Genomic DNA, 15,778 nt, shown 5'->3' with positions numbered 1-15,778 from the left:
ACTGCATCCTTCTCATCACTCAATCACAAATCACTCAATGATAAACTTCCTTGCGGGCCGATTTGAGCGTATTTTGCATCAGGGAGCAGATCGTCATCAGGCCAACACCACCGGGAACGGGGGTGATGTAGCTCGTTTTGGGGGCCACCTCGTCGAATTTTACATCACCTTTCAGGGCAAAACCGCTTTTTTTTGAGGCATCCGGTACGCGTTCCAGCCCGACGTCGATTACCACAGCCCCTTCTTTCACCATGTCGGCGGTGATAAATTCCGGTCGGCCCAGAGCGGCAATCAGAATATCCGCCGAACGACAAATTTCCGGCAGATTTTGCGTCCGGCTGTGGGTCATGGTCACCGTGCAATTGCCGGGGTATGTGTTGCGCTGCATCAGGATGCTCATGGGTAAACCCACAATCTGACTGCGGCCCACCACCACGCAGTGCTTGCCGGCGGTTTCGATCTGATACCGTTGCAGCATTTCCAGAATGCCCTGCGGAGTGGCCGAAATATAGGCCGGTAATCCTTTGGCCATCCGGCCAATGTTGATGGGATGAAAACCGTCCACGTCTTTGGCCGGATCGATGGTTTCCATGACTTTGTCGGCCGAAATGTGGGCGGGCAGGGGCAACTGAACAATCAGACCGTCCATGTCCGGATTGGCGTTGACGGCCTGAACGGCGTCGATCAGCTCCGCTTCGGAAACCGTATCCTCGAACCGGATGAGCGTCGAGGCCATGCCGATTTCTTCGCAGCTCTTCATTTTGCTGGCTACGTAGGTTTCACTACGCCCCGCCGTGCCGACCAGAATGGCGACCAGGTGCGGAGTTTTGCCACCCTGGGATTTAATTTCGGCGACTTCAGCCGCGAGTTCCTGTTTGATTTGCTGGGAGAGAACTTTTCCGTCGAGGAGTTGCATGCGCTAATTCGATAAAACGCAAAGGTAGCGGTTTTACGCAGACGATTGGCCGGTTTTCTTGCACATTGTTTGAAAGCAGGCTGGCTTTTTAGCGAAAAATTTAGTATACTTGTAAAATCCGCACTGTGGGATTTACCATCGTTTGACTAAAAATGATTCTTTGATGCCCTTGTATCGCCCCCTTTTTCATGTGATTTCTTTCCTCCTGATCGGGTGGACGCTGGCCTCCCGGGCCGGGGTGTCTGCTGAACAGGGGAAGGAGCCGTCCCTGAAAGTGGCGACGATTGATGTGTCATCCGGTTTTGAACTGACGGACAATCTAACCGACGGTTTTACTCAGTTGTTTGTTCACGAAGCCCTGGTCACCCCCACGGTTTCTCACCAGATTCCGTTGCCCTTTTTTGCAATTATTTCTGCAATTGGGGTGTCGATCAACGGTGTGGCGCTTCCTCTCCGGCGCGATGTCTTCTATTATTTTTTCGCCTGGTTTCGGCGTCTTTTTGGCCACCAGATCGCCATCAACGCCCCCTGAGATTACTGTATTTACTCCTGAAATCCTTGCGACCTTTCGTAGGAATTCTACCGTTCAGCCGCTGACACAATCTGTGAGGTCAACGGATCAGGAAGAGACTGTAAATATATATGGTTTTGATAATCAGTTAATTATCCACAATCAACTCAGGAATCATGGTGAAAAAACGCATACAACGCGCCCGAAATTCGGCCGTTTTTCGTGAAATTAAAGAAGCTATATTTATTGTACTGGGCGTTCTCTGCGCCGGAATGGGACTAAAAGGATTTTTATTACCCAATGATTTTCTGGACGGGGGCGTTATCGGTATTTCGCTGCTGCTTCAGATCAAAACCGGTATTGACCTGTCCATATTGGTGGTCGTGGTCAGTTTACCGTTTATCTGGATGGGATTTCGACAGGTTTCCTGGGTGTTTGCCATCAAAACCGCCGTCGGAATTGGATTGCTGGCTTTGTGCCTCGCTTTTATTCCGTATCCCATTGTGACAACGGATAAACTGCTGATTGCCGTCTTTGGTGGGTTTTTCCTCGGTGCCGGGATCGGGCTCACCATGCGGGGGGGCGGAGTTCTCGATGGTACGGAGGTACTTGCAATTTACGTAAGCCGGCGGTCACCCTTGTCGGTAGGAGATGTCATCATGGTGATTAACGTCCTGATTTTTGGGTCAGCCGCCGTGTTTATCAACGTTGAAACCGCCCTTTACGCCATGTTGACGTATCTCTCAGCCTCTAAAACCGTTGATTTCATCATCCACGGAATTGAGGAATACATCGCCGTTATGATTGTTTCGGATCGGCACGAAGAAGTGCGCCAATTGATCACGGAAGAACTCGAACGCGGGGTCACCGTTCTGAAGGGTGAGAAAGGATTCGGCAAACGCGGCATGCGGGAAAACGACATCAATATTCTGTACGCGGTTGTTACCCGCCTGGAGATCACCCGCTTGAAAGATAAAATTAGTGAAGTCGACGAAAAAGCCTTTCTGATTGAACACAGCATCGCCGACGTAAAAGGCGGGATGATCAAGCCCCGCCCGCTGCATTGACGATCAACTGCTCGGCCAGCCGCGACAATCCCGTCGTGGCTGGTTCGGGAATAAACGTCAGATTTTTGCGGGGACGTATATCCGGCACGTTCGGATCGACCACGTAAATCGGGACCCCCGGCCGAACGTAGTCGATCAAACCGGCTGCCGGATAAACCACCATCGAGGTGCCGACAATGATCAGAATGTCGGCGGCATGGGTCAGGTCAACGGCAGTTTCCATCATCGGCACGGCTTCGCCAAACCAGACAATGTGGGGGCGCAATTGCGCCCCTTTTTCACAGCGATCGTTCCGTTTCAACTCCCAGCCGTCGATGTCGTACACCAGGTTTTCATCCCGCGTGCTGCGCGACTTGAACAGTTCGCCGTGCAGGTGGATCACCGACGACGAACCGGCTTTTTCGTGCAGATTATCTACGTTCTGGGTGATAATGGTCACCTCATAAGACTTCTCCAGGGATTTTAACGCGAGATGGCCGGCGTTGGGCTGGGCGGCCAGGGCCTGTTTCCGGCGCTGGTTATAAAATTCAAGCACCAGATCCGGATCTTTCGCCCAGCCTTCGGGCGTGGCAACATCTTCGATGCGGTGGTTTTCCCACAGCCCGTTGGAGTCACGGAAGGTTTTCAAGCCGCTTTCGGCACTGATCCCGGCACCGGAAAGCACAACCAGTTTAAGACGTTTGGGCATGATACATACTACAGAATGCGCGCTTAAAGTAGTTCAACTTTCGGAAACTAAAAAGCGGCTGTTTCTAACCATGACTGCTCGGGCAGGAAAGCGCCCTGATGAAATGGTAAAAAAAGCCACTCAATTTTGATTGAGTGGCTTCATACCGATGGACGGAGCGGTATTTACTTCTTTTTTACAGCGGTTTTCTTGGCCGCAGCGGGACGTGTTGCCGGTGCTTTTGACACTTTCTTTGCTTTGGGTTTTTCCTCGCTACCCGTATCGCCCGCCAGTTTCAGGCAGTCTTCCAGGGTCAACGTTGCCGGTTCAACATCCTTCGGGATTTTGACATTCCGTTTTCCGATGGCAATGTAGGGGCCATACATACCGTTGACGACTTTCACCGCCGGATTTTCCGGAAACTCCTTGATGTATTTATTGCTCTCCGTCAAGCGTTTGGCCTGAATCAGTTCGATGGCGCGTTCCAGCGTCAAACCGGCAGGCGATTCGCCTTTCGGCAGCGAAATGTATTTGTCGTCGTGTTTGACATACGGGCCAAAACGGCCTTTTCCGGTGGAAATCAGCTTGCCTTCAAACTCCCCGATGGATTCGCTGATGTTTTCCAACCGCTTTTGCTGAATCAGTTCGACGGTGCGTTCGGCCGTAATCGTGTAGGGATCGTCTTCTTTCGAAAGCGAGACGTACTTGTCGTCGTGCCGGACATACGGGCCAAACTTGCCAATGCCGATCACCATCGGTTTGTCTTCAAAAAAGCCGACTTCGCGGGGCAGCGAGAACAGATCGAGGGCATCTTCGAGTGAGATGGTTTCGATCAACTGGTCTTTTTTGAGGTTGGCAAACTGCGGTTTGTCTTCGTCGGTGGCTTCCCCAATCTGGACGTAAGCGCCGTATTTTCCGAGTCGGGCCGACACCTTTTTGCCCGATTCAGGGTGAATTCCCAAATCCCGGCTACCCGGTTTCGAGCCCGTTGGAGCGGCACCCTGCACGGTTTCTACGTTCCGGTGGAAGTCGCCGTAGAAATTCTGAATCATGTCCTGCCAACCCATTTTGCCGTTGGCGATCTCATCAAATTCCTTCTCGACGTTGGCCGTAAACTTATAATCGACAATCCCTTCGAAATATTCGACCAGAAAATCGTTCACCACCAACCCCATGTTGGTTGGGAAGAGCTTGGCTTTTTCGGAACCGTAATTTTCTTTGCCGGTTTTTTCCTCGATTTCACCCTTTTTCAGAATCAATTCCTTGAAATCGCGCTCTTTGCCGGGCCGGTCTTCCTTGATGACGTACTGCCGTTTAACGATGGTCGAAATCGTCGGCGCGTAGGTCGACGGCCGGCCGATACCCATTTCTTCCAGTTTTTTCACCAGACTGGCTTCCGTATACCGGGGAGCAGGGCGGCTGAATCGTTGAGAGGCTTTCATCTGATCCAGATTCAACACCTGACCAATCGAAAGTGGAGGCAGCATGCCTTTGCTTTCTTCGTCTTCGTCGTCGGTAGATTCCAGATACACTTTCAGAAAACCGTCGAACTTGATCACCTCACCTTGTGCAATCAATTCTTCCGGCGTGGTCGAAATGCCGATGGTGGCTGTCGTCCGTTCCAGTTGGGCATCTGCCATTTGGGAGGCAATGGAGCGTTTCCAGATCAGGTCATACAAGCGTTGTTCGTTGCGGTCACCCCCGGCGGTTTTGACCGAAAAATCGGTTGGTCGAATGGCTTCGTGGGCTTCCTGCGCCGATTCGGATTTGGTTTTGTATTGGCGGGTATGAACGTATTTCTCCCCAAAATCGGTCGTAATCGCCTGTTTCGCCTTGTCGATGGCTTCCTGCGACAGACTGATCGAGTCCGTCCGCATGTAAGAAATCTTCCCGCTCTCGTACAGTTTTTGCGCCAGGGTCATGGTTTGCAAAACCGAGAATGACAATTTGCGGGAGGCTTCCTGTTGCAGCGTCGAGGTGGTAAAGGGCGGTGCGGGCGATTTCTTGGCGGGTTTGGTTTCCAGATTTTTGATCGTGAAAATGGCTGCCCGGCATTTGTCCAGAAAAGCGCGCGCTTCGTCGAGCGTGCCGAAATTTTTGGGCAATTCGGCGTTCAGAATCTTGCCGTTGTCGACAATGAACTGGGCCGTCACCTTGTAGCTGGATTTCGTGCTGTGGCCGTCGATTTCACGTTCGCGCTCCACTATGAGCCGAACCGCAACCGATTGCACGCGACCCGCCGATAAGGCCATCGAACTGCCCGATTTGATCTTTTTCCATAAAACCGGTGACAATTCAAACCCCACCAGCCGGTCAAGAACACGACGGGCCTGCTGGGCATTCACCAAATCAATATCGATCAGACGGGGTGAATCAATGGCGTTCTGAATCGCTTTTTTGGTAATCTCATGAAAAACAATCCGTTTGGTATCGTCTTTCAGACCCAGTGCTTCTTTCAAATGCCAGGAGATGGCTTCCCCTTCGCGGTCGTCGTCCGTTGCGAGCCAGATGACCTCAGATTCCTTTACCAGTTTCTTTAATTCACTGATAACCTGTCGTTTATCGGGAGAGACTTCGTAGATCGGACGAAAGCCATTCTGGATGTCAATCGCCATATCATCTTTTGGTAAATCCCGAACATGACCATAGCTCGATTTTACCACGAAATCTTTACCCAGATACCCTTCAATGGTCCTCGCCTTCGCGGGTGATTCCACGATAACCAGGTTTTTTGACATATAGATTCAGGTTGAATGTTAAAACTGCACCGACAATCGGTCCCCACGTCTCGTGCCAAATATAGAAGCAAAAGACGTAATACTTACAAATCTATAGGCGGGAAAGGTGGCCGGGCGGGTGATCGTTGCGTTTTTATAACGATTTTGGGGGGCTAAACGTTCAGGAAAACTAGGTAAAAATGATCAGATTCAACCGCAGGATTGGGGCCGGAAACTACGTTGAGGCAACGGCTTTGGCGGTTTAACCCTCTATTATTAATCAGGTTGAAGCCCTTGAGTCTGCCGGATGATGACGCCGTTTAGAAAAGAAATAATTTTATTTGTGAATTCAACCCCTAAAATGCCTAATGTTGAAGGATGAAACGATCCGCCATGGCCACTTCGGCGGACGATCTTTCGGTTTTAATCGCTTCAATCTCTTAAAATGATACTTCTGGTTCTGTGGGCGGTTCTGGCGTCCGGTTGTTTTGCTTACGGTTTATCTTTCTACAAACTGTTGATTCGATGGCGCTTGATCAATGATTCGGAGCCGGTCAAAGGGAGTGATCTGGTGTTGGTCGGGCTGTGTCTGCTGGTTGTGTTCGTGCAACTGGCTTCCATTTTCCTGCCAGCCAACCATTACCTGGCTCTGGGCTGGCTGGCCGGGGCGGTTTTGATGGCCGCAGGGTCTCCGCCCTCCGTTTTGGCTTATTTTCGGCGATTTACGCGGCAGCAGAAACAGATTCCGCTTTTCTGGCTCTTTGTGGTGGTTGTATTGCTCTACTCAGCCCTCGAACCGGCCAACATCGACAGTGGGATGTACCATTTGCCTTCCATGCGCTGGTACGAACGGTTTCGGGTCATTCCCGGTTTGGGTAATCTGCACGGACGGCTGGCTTTTAATTCCAGTTTTCTGGTCACTTCGGCGGCCTTTGGTTTCACGGACTGGGCAGGTCAGACGCTGTTTCCGCTCAACGGATTTCTGTATCTCGTCGTCTGCTGGCGGCTGTTGAGCCAGATCCGCTCGGCCACGCCCGTCCGGTTTTTAGCCGTTGTCATTCTGAGCCTTCTGCTTTTCTACCAGATTCGGCAAGTCTTTTCGCCGACGCCCGATGTGTGGGGGGCGCTGCTGCCCATTACCATCTTCCTGATCTGGCTGGAACTTCGACCGGTTTTTTCCATTCGACACGTCCTCCTGTTCATGCTGGTTTGTGTTTGCATTACAGTCAAATTAGCAACGATTCCCATTGCGCTGGGTCTGGTGCCGCTTGCCTGGGCGGTCAGAAAGCAGCTTACCGTCCGTCATTTCGTGTGGATGGGCGGGTTGGGTCTGTTGACGGTTTTGCCCTGGATGGTTCGGACAACGATTCTGTCGGGGTATCTGCTGTATCCTTTCCCGGCGCTGGACCTGTTTTCATTTGATTGGAAAATTCCGGTGGAGCGGGTGCGTTTTGAAAAGGATTTTGTCGAGTTCTGGGCCAAATTCCGGATTATCGAACCGTATTATGACGCATCACGTCTGAAAACACCGGCGTCGGAATGGATTCCAGCCTGGTGGCAATACAAAGATTATTATTTTCTGAACAAACCAACCTGGCTGCTGGCCGTCGTGTCACCTTTTCTGGCCCTGAGCCATTTTTTTAGTCCCGTGCGCCGAATCCGTTTTCAACCGCTGGTGATGCCCTACGGGGCTGCATTGGCCGGTTTCCTGTTCTGGTTCTTATCGGCTCCGGAATTCCGGTTCGGGTATGCCTTTGTCTGGATGACCGCTTTTTTGCCCGTTTTACCCTTCCTGCCGGCTAAAACCAATTTCTGGAATATCATGCCCTGGACCAACACCCTCGTGGTGGGGCTGATCGGCATTTTGCTGGGGTATTATGGGTATGTTTTTCTCTGGAAAGAGCGGTTCCCACTGCAAACCTATGCCCTGTTTCCAAAGCCACTGACCTATCGTGATTACGGTACGGTGGCCGAACTGTTTACCCGCGAACGTACCCAAAGTGGCTTGGTGGTGCTGGTTCCGGTCAATACCCCCACCGTGCAGAGTTGTTTCGAACTGGAAGAGCCCTGCTCGCCGTATTATTATCCGGATCTGGAATTGCGGGGCCAGTCCGTCGCGGACGGGTTTCGCAGTACGCTCGTCCTTCAAAATAAAAATTTGTAACCGTTTTGTCGATAAAGTAAATAAAAGCTGTTAAAATAGGGGATAAACTCACTTTTTTCTATGCTTTTATCGATTATCATTCCTGCTTACAACGAGGAAAAAACCATCGGTTTCGTTTTGAAACGAGTGGCCGGAGTCGGCCTTCCTGGTCAGTTGAGTCGGGAAATTATCGTCGTAGACGACGGTTCTACGGACCAAACCGAATCGGTCGTCCGGCGGTTTAAAGAGCATCATGCCGACACCACCGTTCGGTATATCAAACAGGCTGTTAATCAGGGAAAAGGCGAGGCATTGCGGGTAGGCATTCAATGCGCGCACGGGAATTTTATCATCATTCAGGATGCCGACCTGGAATATGATCCCGAAGAATACGGTCATTTGTTGCAGCCGTTGCTGGCCGGTCGGGCGGATGTGGTATACGGGTCCCGTTTTATGGGGGGGCGACCGCACCGGGTATTGTATTTCTGGCATACCGTTGGCAACCGGTTTCTGACGCTGCTCTCGAACATGCTTACTGATTTGAACCTGACCGACATGGAAACCTGTTTCAAGGTGTTCCGGAGCGAGATCATCAAGTCGATCGACCTGACCGAAAAACGGTTTGGGTTTGAACCGGAAGTAACCGCTAAGATCGCCCGTATTCCGGGTATCCGGATCTACGAAGTTGGCATTTCGTATTATGGCCGGACGTATCAGGAGGGGAAAAAAATCGGTTGGCGCGACGGTTTTCGGGCCATATTCTGCATTCTTAAATACAATTTGCTGGACTGGAAATCCAGCTCCCAAACCGACCTCACGGTGGACACCCCGAATGCCATGTCGAGTAGTAATTGACTTCTCCAGACTTGTTTCTGCAAATAGCCCCCAAAAAGGGAACGGAATATCGATAACGTTTACAAATTATCGGGAAAATTCCATCCTGTTTTATTTTAGAATGAAAATCACCTAATTTTGACACGCTCATCAGGAAACTCATTTTCCGGTAGCCGGTGTTGTTTATTCAAATACATTTTACTATTCACTGCTAATTCCTCCTGTCTATGGCTTTTGATTTTGACATGATTCAGCGCGTATACGATGGTTTCGGCGAACGTGTCGAAGCAGCCCGACACGTTGTGGGACATCCGCTCACGCTGTCGGAAAAAATATTGTACGCCCACCTTAGCAACGGAATCGCCCAGAAGGCGTTCAATCGGGGCAAAGACTATGTAGATTTTGCTCCCGATCGCGTGGCAATGCAGGACGCAACAGCCCAAATGGCGTTGTTGCAGTTTATGCAGGCCGGCCGTTCCAAAGTGGCTGTGCCGTCAACCGTTCACTGCGATCACCTGATCCAGGCTGAAGTGGGGGCTGTGCAGGATCTGGAAAATGCCAACAATAAAAATCGGGAGGTATACGCCTTCCTGGCGTCAGTGTCCGACAAATACGGAATCGGTTTCTGGAAACCGGGTGCCGGGATTATTCACCAGGTCGTAATCGAAAACTACGCGTTTCCGGGCGGTTTGATGATCGGGACGGATTCGCACACGCCAAACGCCGGTGGATTGGGCATGATCGCCATTGGGGTCGGTGGTGCTGATGCCTGTGACGTCATGGCCGGTTTGCCCTGGGAACTGAAAATGCCAAAACTGATCGGTATCAAACTGGTCGGAAAACTGTCGGGCTGGGCTTCGGCTAAAGATATCATCCTGCGCGTAGCCGGTATTCTGACCGTTAAAGGTGGAACAGGCTGCATCGTGGAATATTTTGGGGAGGGCGCGGATAGTCTGTCGGCCACCGGAAAAGGCACCATTTGTAACATGGGCGCCGAAATCGGAGCAACGACGTCGATTTTTGCCTACGACGAAAAAATGGGCGATTACCTCCGGGCTACCGACCGCGCCGACGTGGCCGATGCGGCTCATGCCGTTCGTCAGCACCTGCGTTCGGACGACGAAGTATACGCCGATCCGGCTTCTTACTACGACCAGGTGATCGAGATCAACCTGTCGGAACTCGAACCCCACGTCAACGGTCCCTACACGCCGGATCTGGCCTGGCCGCTGTCCAAATTTGCGCAGGCTGTGAAAGAAAACGGCTGGCCTGAAAAACTGGATGTCGGTCTGATCGGTTCCTGCACCAACTCGTCGTACGAAGATTTGACCCGCGCGGCTTCGATTGCCCGTCAGGCCATTTCCAAAAATCTGAAAACCCATTCGGAATATACGGTAACGCCAGGCTCGGAACTGGTTCGGTTTACGACCCAGCGCGACGGTTTACTAACGACCTTCGAGCAAATTGGCGGTGTCGTTCTGGCCAATGCCTGCGGACCCTGTATCGGGCAATGGGCGCGTCACATCGATGATCCGAAACGTCAAAACTCCATCATTACGTCCTTTAACCGGAACTTTGCCAAGCGGAACGACGGTCTGGCCACCACCCACGCCTTTGTGGCTTCACCCGAACTGGTGACGGCGATGGCGATTGCCGGTAGTCTGACGTTTAACCCGATGACGGACAGCCTGATCAGCGAAACCGGCGAATCGGTGATGCTGGACGAACCACAGGGAATCGAATTGCCCGTCAACGGTTTTGCCGTGGATGATGCCGGTTATCAGGCTCCGGCCGAAGATGGCAGCGGCATTCAGATTGCCGTTAGCCCGACTTCGGATCGTTTGCAACTGCTCGAATCGTTCAAAGCCTGGGAAGGAACCGACCTGACGGGCCTGAAACTGTTGATCAAGGCGAAAGGCAAGTGTACGACCGATCACATTTCGATGGCGGGTCCGTGGTTGAAATACCGGGGTCACCTCGACAATATTTCGAACAACATGCTGATCGGGGCGGTCAATTTCTACAATGAAAAGACCAATACCGTCAAAAACCAGTTGTCGGGCGAATTTGGCGAAGTACCGGCTGTGCAGCGGGCTTACAAAGCGGCCGGCATTGGTTCGATTGTGGTGGGTGACGAAAACTACGGCGAAGGCTCGTCGCGCGAACACGCGGCTATGGAACCCCGGTTTTTGGGTGTTCGGGCCATTCTGGTGAAGTCATTCGCCCGGATTCACGAAACGAACCTGAAAAAACAGGGCATGCTGGCCTTGACATTTGCGAATCCGGACGACTACGAAGACATCCGCGAAGACGACACGATCGACATTCTGGGCCTGACGGAATTCAGCCCGAACGGACAGTTGACGATCCGGTTGAATCATTCCGACGGAACGAGCGAAGAATTCCAGGTTAATCACACTTACAACGAAACGCAGATCGAGTGGTTTAAAGCCGGTTCGGCCCTGAACCTGATCAAACAGAAGCAAAACGCGTAAGTTGTTGCGATAACGTGTTTGAAAGAGTTGTTTCGAGGAGTTGAGCGGAGTAAAAAGGAGTTAAACAGAGAAATCATAATAGAAAACTCTGCTTAGCTCTTTTTTACTCCGCTCAACTCCGCGAAACAACTCTTTCTTATATACACTTCACCCACCATTTATACCGTTTCATCGAAAAAAGTGTTGATTCGTTGGTAAGTTTGCCGGTACCTTAACGCACAAGCCCTGCGTACCCTATGAGCTATGAAGTCTGGCAAACCATGTTCATCGGCATGGTGATTTCGATCCTGCTGATCAATGTTGTTCAGTGGATTACCTACCGGGAGCGTATTTACGGGTTATACACGCTTTACATGCTAACCTGGCTGACGTATTTCGCCATCCGGTTCGATGGGTTCCAGAAAGCGGTTTCTCTTTCCAACAACGATTGGTATTTCATCAGGGCCTGCGCGCCCATGATAGCCTATTTTATTTATTTTGGCTTCACCGATGCCTTTATCGGATTGCGGAAACGAATGCCGGATTTGTTCCGGATTTTTCAATACACCCGACTTTACATCGCCTTTTACGTCAGCCTGCAATTTATTCTCTGTTACATCACCGACGATTGGTACCCCAGAGTGTACGATACAGCACATACCGCCATTCGCCTGGGAATGATCGGATTGGCCGTGTACGGGATCTACAGGATTTTGCAATTGAAAGATACCGTCGCACGGTATTTCATCATCGGCTCGGCCTGTCTGATGGTGGGAGCGGTGACCTCCATGATTTTGACCCATCTGGACACCTATGCCGGACCCAATTCGCCATTCTGGACGGCACCACTGACCGCCATCCAGATTGGCATCATCCTCGAACTGGTTTTTTTTTCGCTGGGACTGGGCTACCGCCAGCGGAAAGCCGCCATCCGAACGGCGGTTCTGGAACAGAAAATAGAACGGCAACAGGAAAAACACGAGCGGAAACAACTCGAAACCGAGCTATCGGTTCAGCAACTACGGCAGGAAATGTCCGAAGTGCAGATGCGGGCATTGCAATCGCAACTGAATCCGCATTTTCTGTTCAATTCCCTTAACTCACTGTCGTCGCTGATTGCCGATGAACCTTTGAAAGCTGAGCAGTTTGTGGATGAAATGGCGAGTGTGTACCGCTACATTCTGCAAACCAACGATGTCGAATTGACGACATTGAAACGCGAACTGCAATTTATTCATTCGTATTTTCATCTGTTGCAAACCCGCTATGCGCGGGGCATAGCGCTTACTATTGAGGTAGATGAGTCCTTTATGACGTGTCGGCTTCCCCCGTTGACGCTGCAATTGCTGGTTGAAAATGCTGTTAAACACAACATCGTATCCAGCGAGTTTCCGCTGAAAATCCACATTTTTACCACCGACTCCGCCCTGCTGACCGTTCGGAACAATCTGCAAAAAAAATCAGTCGATCGGGTCAAATCGACCCAGAAGGGGTTACTCAACATCCTGACAAAATACAAGATGCTGGGCCAGCCGACACCCACAGTTGAAGAAACCGATCGCGAATTTGTGGTTACCCTGCCCTTAATCCCCTGACAGCGTCGGTTCACCGGGGGCTTTTTCCGGTTCAGGAAAGTTGACGTGGGTTTGCTGGGATTTATGGGGCACATTTGCGCTACAGGTAACCCATAGGGCCAATCAAAGAACCACATCATGAAAAATATGAATCGATTTACCATCATCGGTGGTGGGATTGCGGGACTGACCACCGCCATTGCTTTGCAAAAAATCGGGATTCGGGCGACGTTGTTCGAGGCCGCTCCGGCCATTAAACCGCTGGGGGCGGGACTCGTACTGGCCGCCAACGCCATCAAGGCTTACCAAAAACTAGGCATTGCGGAAGCTATTCTGCCCGCTGGTCGGGTCATCGACACATTTGTCATTCGAGACGAACAAGGCCGGGCCATTACCCGCACCGACAGCCGCGCTGTTAGCCAGAAATACGGGACCGATAATTTTACAATCCACCGGGCCACACTGCACCGGGTTTTGATGGATCAATTGATTAGTAATCCGATCATTCTGGGCAAACGGGCCATTTCCATCGATTCAAGTAACGAAGGTATCATCATACGGTTCGACGACGGAACCATACACCAGACCGACTGCCTGCTGGTGGCCGACGGCATTCATTCGGCCATTCGCCAGCAGTTGCTTCCCGATTCCAAACCCCGCTACGCAGGCTACACCTGCTGGCGGTCGGTGGTGGACGCCACCGGACTGAATTTGACCGAAGCAACTGAAACCTGGGGCACACAGGGTCGGGTGGGTATTGTGCCGCTTGCCAACAACCAGATTTACTGGTTTGCAACGGCCAACGCACCCGCGAACGATGGACGGATGCGAACCATTCGGGTCAATGACCTGATGACCCGATTTGCAGACTACCACGCGCCCATTCCGGAAGTTATTGCCCGAACCACCGATGGCGGCTTACTCTGGAATGATATCATCGACCTGAAACCCCTGCCCCGGTATGCTTTCGGCAATGTGCTGTTGCTGGGTGATGCCGCACACGCTACGACGCCTAACATGGGACAGGGCGCTTGCCAGGCCATTGAAGACGGGGTGGTTCTGGCCGACGAACTGGACCGGGGCGGGTCGGTTTCCGACGCTTTCAAACGGTTTGAGCAACGGCGGCTGAAGCGAACGCATTCGATTGTGGAAAGATCCCGGCGCATTGGCCAGGTGGCCCAGGTGCAGCAGCCCTGGCTGGCGGCCGTGCGCAACGGCTTGTTTCGGATGTTACCGGATTCCCTGAGCGAACGACAGTTGGAAACCTTGTATAAAGTGGATTTTTAAGTATATTTCTGCCCCAACTCATTCTCTATGCATCGGGTTCTGTTCAATATTGAACGCATCGTTCGGCCGTCCAGCGAAGAAAAAACCGCTTTTGAGCAAATTATTCAGTACCGCGTGCTGGCGAAAAATGAGCTGTACGTGCGGGAGGGAGACGTTTGCAACACCATCGGCTTCATCGAAAAAGGATGCGGGCGGTTATTTTACGAAATCGACGGCTGGGAAGTGTCGAAAGAGTTTTTATTTGAAAATTCGCTTCTGGGTTCATTCGTCGGTTTTTTTACCCAAAAACCGTCTCATGTCAATGTGGCGACGTTGGAAGAAACGCACCTGCTCGAAATGCACTACGACGACGTGGTGGCGCTTTGCCGAGCCTATCCGACCTGGCAACGCTTCGCTACCTTGCTGCTGCAGGACCAGTTAATGCGGGTTGAAAAGCGGGAGGCTTCTCTCCTGAAAGAAGCCCCGGAAGACCGGTATCGCCGGTTGCTGGAAGAACACCCGAAAGTATTGAATCGCATTCCGTCAGAATTTGTCGCCAGTTATCTGGGAATTACTCCCGAAACGCTGGGTCGCTACCGGTCGGGTATCGGGGTTTGAAGTATATTTGTGGTTGATTGTGGTGACATCAAATCGTACGGATCCGACACCTAAGGTACATAATGCCGTGAATGAAATTAGCAGAATAGAAAACGAAGAAGGGGACGTTTACGCCATTTTACGGTATGAACCCACGAAGAATTACCTTCTCATGAAGTGGATCGGCTTTTGCACCGATGAGGAACTGATGCGGGCGACGCTCAAAATGCTGGATTGGCAGCAAGCCGAGGGGCAGCAGCGGGCATGTCGGTTTCATGTGCATGACACGAAGGAATTTGACGTGGCCTGGGCCGGAACCGTCGACTGGATTGTGAATGATTACTTTCCGAGGGCTTATGCCGCCGGAGTGCGCTACAACATCAGCATTGTGTCGCCGGATTTGTTTTCGAAACTGTCGTCAGAAGCCCTGTTTGAGAAAAGCAACCCGGTGCTTCCCACGAAATTATGCGAAACGCATTCGGAGGCCGAACGTTTCATTGCCGGGCAAAATCCCAACTCCTAAACCGCCTTTCATGATTACCGTTCGTCATTCCGAATTGATTCGATTGCCGTTAACGGAAGTCTACGGATTGCTGGGCTGTTATGAATACGATTTGCTCTGGCGCAGCAATTTGTTCGCCATGCAGCAGGACGTACCCGGTTTGGCCCGCTCGGGCATGAAACTTCGGCAGGAACTCCGGCTTTTTGATCAGGAAATGACGATTCTGGCCGAAGTGACGGCAGCCGCACCGAACCGGCGGACGGCCCACGAGAGTGTCGATAGTCCGGTTGACCTCTGGGAGCAGCGGTTGTTTGAGCGGGTAGACAAAGAAACCCGGGTGACGTATGAGCTGAGCCTGGAACTCAGAGGGTGGCAGCGGTTGATGGCCCCTTTGTTGATTCACCAGTTGCAGCGGCAGTTTCGGAACGACCTGATGCGGGCCAAACAATTGCTCGAAGACACCCCAAATCCGCTGATCGAGCTACCGAAACGACTTTTGTAGCGACGGTT

At 51.7% G+C, this 15,778-nt stretch carries 13 protein-coding genes; 10 read left to right on the top strand and 3 right to left on the bottom strand.

From position 1 onward, the window contains the following. Positions 1 to 34 precede the first annotated feature (34 nt). On the bottom strand, positions 35 to 916 hold the full coding sequence (locus F0P93_RS02880) for a bifunctional 5,10-methylenetetrahydrofolate dehydrogenase/5,10-methenyltetrahydrofolate cyclohydrolase (protein ID WP_150874853.1): 882 nt from the start codon (positions 914 to 916) through the stop codon (positions 35 to 37). A 190-nt stretch (positions 917 to 1,106) separates the two neighbouring features. On the opposite strand from F0P93_RS02880, the gene F0P93_RS02875 reads away from it, so the two are divergent. Then, on the top strand, positions 1,107 to 1,448 hold the full coding sequence (locus F0P93_RS02875) for a hypothetical protein (protein ID WP_150874852.1): 342 nt from the start codon (positions 1,107 to 1,109) through the stop codon (positions 1,446 to 1,448). A 155-nt stretch (positions 1,449 to 1,603) separates the two neighbouring features. After that, entirely contained in the window at positions 1,604 to 2,494 is an 891-nt protein-coding gene (locus F0P93_RS02870) for a YitT family protein (protein ID WP_150874851.1), read from the top strand. Here F0P93_RS02870 and F0P93_RS02865 read toward each other — a convergent pair. Both F0P93_RS02865 and topA read right to left on the bottom strand, forming a co-directional pair. Next, positions 2,472 to 3,182, bottom strand: a complete 711-nt coding sequence (locus tag F0P93_RS02865) for an SIR2 family NAD-dependent protein deacylase (protein ID WP_150874850.1) — start codon at positions 3,180 to 3,182, stop codon at positions 2,472 to 2,474. The two genes, F0P93_RS02870 and F0P93_RS02865, sit on opposite strands and share 23 nt — an antisense overlap. Positions 3,183 to 3,346: 164 nt before the next feature. Further along, positions 3,347 to 5,899, bottom strand: a complete 2,553-nt coding sequence (topA, locus tag F0P93_RS02860) for a type I DNA topoisomerase (protein WP_150874849.1) — start codon at positions 5,897 to 5,899, stop codon at positions 3,347 to 3,349. A 424-nt stretch (positions 5,900 to 6,323) separates the two neighbouring features. Between topA and F0P93_RS02855 the strand changes: the two genes are divergently transcribed. The 8 genes from F0P93_RS02855 to F0P93_RS02820 all read left to right on the top strand — a co-directional run bounded on the left by F0P93_RS02855 (position 6,324) and on the right by F0P93_RS02820 (position 15,770). Next, positions 6,324 to 8,042 carry an LIC_10190 family membrane protein gene (locus tag F0P93_RS02855; protein WP_150874848.1) on the top strand — a complete coding sequence of 573 codons (1,719 nt, stop codon included), beginning with the start codon at positions 6,324 to 6,326 and terminating at the stop codon, positions 8,040 to 8,042. A gap of 60 nt (positions 8,043 to 8,102) precedes the next feature. Continuing rightward, a complete protein-coding gene (locus F0P93_RS02850; RefSeq protein WP_150874847.1) occupies positions 8,103 to 8,876 on the top strand; it encodes a glycosyltransferase family 2 protein in 774 nt (257 codons plus the stop codon). Between the two features lie 206 nt (positions 8,877 to 9,082). Next, positions 9,083 to 11,350 carry an aconitate hydratase gene (locus F0P93_RS02845; protein WP_150874846.1) on the top strand — a complete coding sequence of 756 codons (2,268 nt, stop codon included), beginning with the start codon at positions 9,083 to 9,085 and terminating at the stop codon, positions 11,348 to 11,350. Between the two features lie 236 nt (positions 11,351 to 11,586). Further along, positions 11,587 to 12,924 carry a sensor histidine kinase gene (locus F0P93_RS02840; protein ID WP_150874845.1) on the top strand — a complete coding sequence of 446 codons (1,338 nt, stop codon included), beginning with the start codon at positions 11,587 to 11,589 and terminating at the stop codon, positions 12,922 to 12,924. Positions 12,925 to 13,041: 117 nt separating this feature from the next. Beyond that, positions 13,042 to 14,190, top strand: a complete 1,149-nt coding sequence (locus tag F0P93_RS02835) for an FAD-dependent monooxygenase (RefSeq protein ID WP_225309347.1) — start codon at positions 13,042 to 13,044, stop codon at positions 14,188 to 14,190. Between the two features lie 27 nt (positions 14,191 to 14,217). Continuing rightward, positions 14,218 to 14,787, top strand: a complete 570-nt coding sequence (locus F0P93_RS02830) for a Crp/Fnr family transcriptional regulator (RefSeq protein ID WP_150874844.1) — start codon at positions 14,218 to 14,220, stop codon at positions 14,785 to 14,787. 151 nt (positions 14,788 to 14,938) lie between these two features. After that, a complete protein-coding gene (locus F0P93_RS02825; protein ID WP_225309346.1) occupies positions 14,939 to 15,289 on the top strand; it encodes a hypothetical protein in 351 nt (116 codons plus the stop codon). A gap of 10 nt (positions 15,290 to 15,299) precedes the next feature. Then, entirely contained in the window at positions 15,300 to 15,770 is a 471-nt protein-coding gene (locus F0P93_RS02820; protein ID WP_150874842.1) for an SRPBCC family protein, read from the top strand. The last annotated feature ends 8 nt before the right edge of the window (positions 15,771 to 15,778 follow it).

Origin of the sequence: Larkinella humicola, from assembly GCF_008727875.1 — a bacterium.
Taxonomy (GTDB): domain Bacteria; phylum Bacteroidota; class Bacteroidia; order Cytophagales; family Spirosomataceae; genus Larkinella; species Larkinella humicola.
This window is presented reverse-complemented; position numbering and strand designations above follow the sequence as displayed.

Excerpts from the sequence above, each read along its gene's own strand:
- F0P93_RS02880 (WP_150874853.1), bottom strand. The coding sequence starts at position 916 with ATGCAACTCCTCGACGGAAAAGTTCTCTCCCAGCAAATCAAACAGGAA.
- F0P93_RS02870 (WP_150874851.1), top strand. The coding sequence starts at position 1,604 with ATGGTGAAAAAACGCATACAACGCGCCCGAAATTCGGCCGTTTTTCGT.
- F0P93_RS02865 (WP_150874850.1), bottom strand. The coding sequence starts at position 3,182 with ATGCCCAAACGTCTTAAACTGGTTGTGCTTTCCGGTGCCGGGATCAGT.
- topA (WP_150874849.1), bottom strand. The coding sequence starts at position 5,899 with ATGTCAAAAAACCTGGTTATCGTGGAATCACCCGCGAAGGCGAGGACC.
- F0P93_RS02855 (WP_150874848.1), top strand. The coding sequence starts at position 6,324 with ATGATACTTCTGGTTCTGTGGGCGGTTCTGGCGTCCGGTTGTTTTGCT.
- F0P93_RS02850 (WP_150874847.1), top strand. The coding sequence starts at position 8,103 with ATGCTTTTATCGATTATCATTCCTGCTTACAACGAGGAAAAAACCATC.
- F0P93_RS02845 (WP_150874846.1), top strand. The coding sequence starts at position 9,083 with ATGGCTTTTGATTTTGACATGATTCAGCGCGTATACGATGGTTTCGGC.
- F0P93_RS02840 (WP_150874845.1), top strand. The coding sequence starts at position 11,587 with ATGAGCTATGAAGTCTGGCAAACCATGTTCATCGGCATGGTGATTTCG.
- F0P93_RS02835 (WP_225309347.1), top strand. The coding sequence starts at position 13,042 with ATGAAAAATATGAATCGATTTACCATCATCGGTGGTGGGATTGCGGGA.
- F0P93_RS02830 (WP_150874844.1), top strand. The coding sequence starts at position 14,218 with ATGCATCGGGTTCTGTTCAATATTGAACGCATCGTTCGGCCGTCCAGC.
- F0P93_RS02825 (WP_225309346.1), top strand. The coding sequence starts at position 14,939 with ATGAAGTGGATCGGCTTTTGCACCGATGAGGAACTGATGCGGGCGACG.
- F0P93_RS02820 (WP_150874842.1), top strand. The coding sequence starts at position 15,300 with ATGATTACCGTTCGTCATTCCGAATTGATTCGATTGCCGTTAACGGAA.